1 protein-coding gene and 1 pseudogene are annotated in these 8,537 nt (G+C 46.2%); one reads left to right on the top strand and one right to left on the bottom strand.

Annotated features, from left to right (window positions below):
* Positions 1-6,079 (bottom strand): hypothetical protein (locus VIP81_RS27290; RefSeq protein WP_331968868.1); only part of this gene is annotated, 6,079 nt, incomplete at its 3' end.
* A 629-nt stretch (positions 6,080-6,708) separates the two neighbouring features.
* Here VIP81_RS27290 and VIP81_RS27285 point away from each other — a divergent pair.
* Positions 6,709-8,537, top strand: a pseudogene (locus VIP81_RS27285) (hypothetical protein); the annotation flags it as partial.

Here is an 8,537-nt window from a genome sequence, read left to right as displayed (position 1 = left end):
CGGATGTACCCAAACGGATCTGGATACTATCTGTAGCCTTGCCTGCATTCGGGAATATCAGTTGTTGGTAAACTGATCCGCCGAGTAATCCTACAGGGATAGACAGTCTGGTGAAGTTAGTCTGAACACTGTCGATATCATTAGTAGGTCCATTTACACTACACAGTACACAACCCAGGGTAGTACCTGAATTCTGGCTGGTTGGAACGTTACAATCCGGAGACGGAATAACAGGTCCTGTTACCACCACGTGTACAGGTACACGTGCAGATGCGCAGGCGCCTGTAATTTGTACTGCTGCGAAGTAGGTATATGTACCTGGATTATTGAATGGTCCTACCTGGATAGAAGCGCCGGTTCCTACTGGTGTAGTAGTGGTAGAATCGCTATACCATACAATGGTAGCGTTTCCGCCTACTATTGGTTGGGCAGACAATGTGGCTTTTACACCAGTTTGTACCACCACGTCTCCTGTTACCACAGGAGGAGCAGGAGCTGTTACTACCTGTACGGTTGCCGCTTTCAGGGCACCTGCAGGGTTTTCACACTGGCTGGCACCTGATACGCTTACATAGTAAGTATAGTTGCCTGCTGTCAGACCAGTGATGGTCAGTTTACCGGTGCTGTCGAGCGCGTAACTTACGGCACCATTCACCAGGCCATTTGTAATTGGCGTTGTTTTGTTGGCATCCTTGTACCATTTGAATACTGGTGCTGTAACACCGGTTGCTGTTGGTGTAAGTACCGCAGGAGTGCTGGTGCAGGCTGTAGTAGTATCTATGGTGATATCACCTGCCTGGCTTACCGGGTTAACGATAACGGTCACCGGTATACGATTAGGATTAGCACAACCATTTGCACCTACTGCCTGAGCGTAGTAAACAAAGGTACCTGCTGTTTTAAGTGTATCTGTAGTAAATGTATTCAGTGTGCTGAGTATAGCCGGAGAGGTAGAATCAGCATACCAGCGAACAGTGGTACCAGCTGATGGTGTAGCTGCTAATACCGCAGGTTGACCAGCGCAGATGGTGACCGTTTTAGCGGTAATTGTAGGATCCGGCACTACTGAACGTACATTATAAATATCCAGTGAATTCAACAGATTAGCTACACCGGTGAGTTTTACTTCCACCTTATTGTAAGCACCACCAGCTGCTACCGTAGCAGTATAACGATTACCACTCAGTAATCTTAAAGTAAGTAATTGTGATAAGGTATGCGTGCTTACTACTGTGTTGTTATTATATACTGTAACGACAGCTCCTCCCAGTAAGGACACATCTGCCACTCCACCTGGTGAAGCCAGATCGAAGCGGATGCTATCTGTGCCTGCACCTGTGGCAGGGAAGATTAATTGTTGGAATACAGATCCTCCCAGTAAACCTACCGGTATATTCAGACGGGTGAAGTTGGTCGTTACAGAGTCAATATCGTTGGTTGGATTAACTACGCTACACAGAACGCAGCCCAGGGTAGTTCCTGTTACCTGGCTGGTTGGAACATTACAGCTGGTTGGAATTACCGGACCAGTTACTGTAATGGTAATTGGCAGGCGGCTGGATAAACAGCCTCCTGCCAAGCTATCGCCTGCATAATAAATGTACACTCCCGGACTTGTAAACGGCGGCAGTGTTATTGAATTACCTGTAGCTATTGCTGCTTTTGTGGTATCGCTGTACCATACTACCGTAGCCCCCGGCGCAGGAGATGCCACTAAAGTAAGTGGCAATCCTGTGGTGACAGTGTAGTTCTGTACAACGGTAGGTGGAGCTGGTGCGCCTGTTACATTGATCGTAGCAGGTTTCAGATTACCGGCCGCATTTTCACAACGGTTAGCGCCGGATACACTTACATAATAAGTGTGGTTGCCAGCGGTGAGGCCAGTTGCGCGCAGATTACCTGCCGCATCGATAGTAAAGGTAGCACTGCCTATTACAGTACCGTTTATAATCGGCGTTGCTTTGTTGGCATCTGCATACCATTTAAATACTGGTGTAGTTACACCGGTAGCTGTTGGTGTAAGCAGCGCAGTGGCACTTCCACATACGCTGGTAGTATCGGCCACTGTAATATCTGCTGGTGAGCCCAGTGGGTTTACTGTAACGGTCACCGGAATACGTTCAGGATTTGGACAGGTACCATCTACCACCTGTACATAATAAGTAAAGGTGCCGGCGGTTTTCAGACTGTCCGTAGTATAAGTAGGCAGATTGCTGAGGGATGCACCACCGGTAGAATCTTTATACCACTGCACCGTAGTACCGGCTGCAGGAGTAGCGGTGAGTGTTGCAGGCAAGCCAGCACATACTGTTACGCTATCCGCTGCAATAGTTGGATTAGGTCCTACTGCACGTACATTATAAATATCCAGTGAGTTCAACAGATTAGCTACACCGGTGAGTTTTACTTCCACCTTATTGTAAGCACCACCTGCTGCTACAGTGGCAGTGTAACGATTACCGCTCAGTAATCTTAAAGTGAGTAATTGTGATAAGGTATGCGTGCTTACTACTGTGTTGTTGTTATATACTGTAACGACAGCACCTCCCAGTAAGGATACATCTGCCACTCCGCCTGGTGAAGCCAGATCGAAGCGGATGCTATCTGTGCCTGCACCAGTGGCAGGGAAGATCAGTTGCTGGAATACGGAACCACCGAGTAAACCTACCGGTATATTCAGGCGGGCGAAGTTGGTTGGATCTGTGTCGATGTCGTTGGTTGGATTAGCGACGCTACACAGTACGCAACCCAATGTAGTTCCGGTTACCTGGCTGGTAGGCACATTACAACTGGTTGGAATGATCGGACCAGTAACGGTGATGGTAATCGCCAGGCGGTTAGAGATACAACCACCAGGTAAGCTATCACCGGCAAAATATTGGTAAACACCCGGTGTTGTAAATGGAGGCAGCGTAAACGAACTACCGCTGGCAATAGAAGCCTGGGTAGTATCGCTGTACCATAATACAGTAGCACCAGGCGCAGGAGATGCCACTAATGTGAGTGGTAATCCTGTAGTGACAGTATATGTTTGTACCAATGTTGGCGGAGCCGGTGCACTAGTCACTTTGATGGTAGCTGCTTTCAGGCTGTTCGCCGCATTTTCACAACGGTTGGTACCGGATACACTTGCATAGTAGGTATGGTTACCTGGCGTTAAACCAGTAACGCTGAGTTTACCGGTGGTATCTATGGTAAAGGTAGCCGTACCTATTACAGTACCATTAATGATCGGGCTGGTCCTGTCGGCATTTGCATACCATTTAAATACGGGTATAGTTACCCCTGCAGCTGTAGGAATGAGTACTGCAGCGGCACTACCACAAGCGGTAGTCGTATCTGGCAAAGTGATATCAGCAGCAGTGCCCAATGCATTAACGGTTACCACTACTGGTATCCTTTCAGGGTTGTTACAAGCGCTGGCACCTGAGCCATCTACCACTTGAACGAAGTAAGTTACCTTACCTGGTGTGTTCAATGCGGTAGTAGTAGTATAAGTAGGCTGATTACTCAGTGAAATATTGGTGGTAGAATCCGCGAACCATAATACGCTTGTTCCGGCTGCTGGCGTTACGGACAGGGTTGCCGTTGAGCCAACGCAGGCAGAAAAGCCATTAGGCGAAATAGTCGGATTTGGACCCACCGCACGCACGCCATAAATCTGCAGTGCATTGAGCAGATTAACGGTGCCTGTCATCAGTATCTGCACACGATCGTAAGGTCCGGTGGCCGGTATGCTTACGCTGTAGCGAGTACTGCTCAGCAGGCGTAATGTCAGCAACTGGGAAAGTGTATCTCTTCTTACTATGGTACTACCATTAGCAATCGTGATGATGGTACCTCCGAGCAGACCTACATTCGCAAGTGGGGCAGCGGTGCCCAGCTCTATCCGGATGCTGTCTGTTGCTGCACCAACGGCCGGGAATATCAGTTGCTGATAAACCGATCCGCCCAGCAATCCTACAGGAAGATTGAGTTGGGTGAAGTTAGCTGGGTTGGCATCAATATCGTTTGTTGGATTATCAACGCTACATAAAACGCAACCCAAAGTTGTTCCGGTTAACTGACTGGTAGGGACATTACATCCTGTAGTAGTTACCGGGCCGGTTACTGTTACCACCACTGGCACGCGATAAGATTCGCAACCACCGGTCAGACGTACGCCTGCGTAGAAAGTATAGGTACCGGGAGTACTGAATGGTCCTACCTGGAAGGAAGTACCGGAGCCGATAGATGCCTGCGTAGTATCACTGTACCAAACAATAGTAGCGCCGGTAACCGGAGCTGCCGTTAAAGTAACGGTTTGACCGGTAGGAACCGAGAAGGACGGTGCTACCGATGCTGGAGCCGGACCTGTGCCTACTGTTACCGTAGCTTGTTTGAGTGTGTTAGCAATATTTTCACAATGGTTACTATCTGTAACACTTACAAAATAGTTGTAAGTGCCTACAGCAAGACCGGTAATAGATAATCTGCCAGTAGTATCAATGGTGTATGTTACCGCACCTTCCACCAGACCATCTGTAATGGCGGTGGTTTTGGCAGCATCTTTATACCATTTAAATACCGGTTTATTATTAGCAGTAGTAGAAGTAGGCGTGATCCGCGCAGTATCACCAGGACAGGAAGCGGTATTAGCCGGCACCGTAATATCGGCTGCAGCGGCATAATTATTCACTTTTACAGTCACCAGTGTTTTAGCTGATTCTGTAGAACAGTTCAATCTTTTAGCAGATACATAATAGCGGAAAGTTCCTATGGCATTCACAGGAGGACTGTAACTGGTTACGTTGGAAGCGACTACGGTCGTCTGCGTAGAGTCGTACCAGGTATAGGTTAGTCCCGGATCAGGGCTACTTATATTCAGTGTAATGGCAGTATTCAAACAGGTAGTTCGTATTGCCGCACTGCCTGCCCCCGGGGCCGGGGCATATCGTTGTATTTCATGTACCCTCAGCGTGGAGAGTGCTCCCGCGACGACTGCGCCGATGGAGACCTCTACGCGATCGAAAGCGCCGGTAGGCTGAAAGGAAAGTGATTGCAAACCACTGCCATCTCCCAGTAAAGTCAGGTTCAACAAAGTACTGGAAGACCTGAGACTATCTACCAAGGTAGCTCCGTTATATGTTTTGATGGTAACGGAGCTTAATACTGTTAAGGTAATAAGAGAAGAAGGGGTAGACATGATAACACGTACTGAATCACCGGGCTTCGAAAGACCGGGATATACAGCTGTTACCTGCGCGCTGCTATTCAACAAGCCAACGGCGCTGGATAACGTAGCGAAATTTGAAGTAGAGACAATTCCGTCGCCTGCCTGTGCAGCATTGGTCACGCTTCCCAGTGCGCCCACAGAGCCGGTAACGCCGGAAAGCACATCCAAAGGTACGTCGCATGCAATGGTGCTGGTGGCTGGTACATTATAATAGGCCGCGAATACGTTGATGCTACCTGCCACACCGGCCAATCCACCATCTACCGTTACTCTTACCCTATCATAAGTTGCGCCGGGAGCAGCCAGGAAAATTTCCGCCTGGTTACCGCTGGCCAGAAGACTTACGGTTGCCTGGTTTGCAAATGCAACAGGACCAACCGGAGTGGATCCGTTGTAGGCCTGTACATATACTCCTCCTAATAGTTGTAATCCTACCACACTGCCGAGAGTTCCACCGGTGGCGATTTTCACGATTGCAGGCTTATTGTCGGTAATAGCTGCCGGGAAAATAAGGTCCTGGGATTCGGTTGCGCCCAGAAGTGTTACGACCGTATTAATGGTTGATGCTGAACTCAAAGAGCCATCTACCGCCTGTGTAGCGTTGGCTACGTTACAGCCTACGCAAAGCCCTGATGCCCTGTTTACCTGGCTGTTGGCATATACTCTTGTAATATATGTCTGCGCCTGGCCCTCCCTGGCGCTTATACCAAATAATAAGAGGAGTACCAGCACACTTTTCCAGGCCAGGGAACCGGCACTATTAAAGATAGCAGTAAGACTGGTTTGTACAGTAGTTGTTCCCTTTGGGTGAGGGAGACAAAAAAGAGCAGTAAAAGGGCTATTAGGAGTAGCTTTTGAATGCATAGCATCAAATATTTGAATAAAAATTGTTCAGTTTCATTGCGATACAACAAAACTCTATAGGAGGCCGGTAGGTTAGGAATGTCTTGGGGAAAGGATACTGGTTGATAAAAAGTATGCTTCCTTGCTTATTTGTTAAAAGAATGTTACAAAAACGCTACGAATGTATATTGAAGGGGTGGTTTAAGGAAAGGTCTTTTCATTCATTATTTTTTCACAGTTCAGTTTGTTCAGTTTAATAGTTATTCGTTCATTTCATTCATTTTTAAGTTTTCTAAACGGGGGTTTTATTTAAAAAGGGGCGGGACGGGTCACCAAAATGTACCGTCCTATTTTTTTTAAGCGACCCCATCAAAATAATTATGAAATATTTCGGTTGATTTACAGCAGAAAAAAATAATATATAAGTATATTTTATATAATAATATTATATTGTAACACTCATATTTATATATGATATTCATCTAACAACTAAGTGGTCAGGCAATTCTTATTATATAAAATAATATATATAATCTGACTTAATATTTTTCTGTTCATTTTGTTCATTCGCTTTTTTCAAAATCTAAACGTAAAAAGCATACGTAATTAAACAAGTACCGACAATTCGAAAATCCATTTTATTGTCCCCTATGATTGATCTATCCTATGACTTTATCGTCACCCTGCAGAATGAAGTCTTGCGCAGGTTCGGTGTTGAAGTCATATTGCCAGGAGATTGCAAACATCTCTCTCAGTCCATATTGGATGACACCACGAAACTGGTGAGCGAAACCACGCTCAAGAGGGTATTCGGTTTTGCTGTGGCTCAACACAGCTTTTCCAGATACACTTTAAATACACTTTCGCAATACTGTCAGTATAAAGACTGGGACGATTTTCAGCAACATCATTACAGGATGCTCAACAACGAGCCACTTTCGTCCACAGAAAATGCGGCCGTTCCGGTATTTGATACCACTAAATGGCGTGACTTAAAAAGCAAGGCGGATGCTGTTTCCCATTACACCATCCTCACGCTCAAAAACCGCTCAGGTATTGCCTTTCCTTACACCGTACACCGGCCATTCTGCAACGCACATATAGAAAAGTTCCTGGAAAGCGATTATGCGGCCACCGCTTTAATTGCGCCTTCCGGATGGGGTAAATCACTCGCATTGGTACATCTGGCAGAACATTGCTGGTTTGGAAAAGATGCCCGGTATAAAAAAGACATCTGCTGGTTTATTCATGCTCATGCTGCGGGAAGCCTGCTACTCAAAGGGTTTTCACTTTCCACCTGGCTGGACAACCAGATGAACCTGGGCAACGGAGAAAACTTCCGGGAATATTTCTCCAGTCACTTCGACAAAAAAGGAGGACGCCTTATATTAATAATAGATGGCTTTGATGAGATAGCTGTTGCCGGAGAAAAACTCCGTCTCCTTTACTCCAAACTGGAAGATTTCGTATACTCCAATGACCTGTATCCATGGGTGAAAGTGATCCTTTCTATCCGGAGCAGTACCTGGGCCGAAATATTTCAACACTCCCAGCAATACCCTGCCTTCCGGCGTTACTGGTACCTCGGCACCGAAATGGACGAGGAAACCAATATCAATATGCCGAGGCTAACGGAGCAGGAAGTGAAGTCCATATTATATAATCATCAGTTTGATCCCGCAACAGTGCGGTTGTTTTCTGAAAATTTTCTGCAGAAATTAAGGTATCCCTATTATCTGCAGTTGTTCTGCCAGTTAAACAGCGGCCCCGATCAAACATTTGTAGATGAGCACCTCAGCTTATTTGAAATTGTTTCGCGATTTATTCAAAACCGGGTATTCAACTCGCAAAGCAATTCTTTCAAAATAAAAATTATTGAAAAATTACTGACACTGGTAGATCTCGGCAGAACCGGTATCTATACAGATAAAAACCTGCTGCTCACACAAAACGCCGAATTATTCCCTGCCTACAAAGAACTGCTGGCAGATAATATCCTGGTAGAAGAAAATCTGAGCCAGGAAATCATGTTCAATGTGAAGGTGCGTTTCGCCCATACCATGTTGCTCGAGTATTTTGTGGCCATGCATTACCTGAAACAAAATGGCCAGGAAATTAATGAAGCCATGCTGATGGCGATACTGAAGCATTTGCCACAATCGCCTTATCGTATCGGTGTATTCAGGTGGCTGTTACGCTACGCCATCAACCACGCGCAGATAGATGGTATCATCAAAATGTTGCATTTACCATTATCCAATATAGAAAAATCCCATCTGCTGGAATACCTTGTATTACACTACCAGCATGATGGTAATAACCAGGGAGAACTCAAATCTATCTTCCCGGCAGGCTTCTTTAAAAAGAATCCGATCGGCCCTTTTATCAGTGATGAATTTATTCATTTCAGAAAACGAAAGGTGTTGACGGCGCTGCTGGGACTGGCGGAAGCCCGGGAAGATAAACTTAAAATCAGGAG

Source organism: Chitinophaga sp. (assembly GCF_036566945.1).
GTDB lineage: Bacteria > Bacteroidota > Bacteroidia > Chitinophagales > Chitinophagaceae > Chitinophaga.
This window is presented reverse-complemented; position numbering and strand designations above follow the sequence as displayed.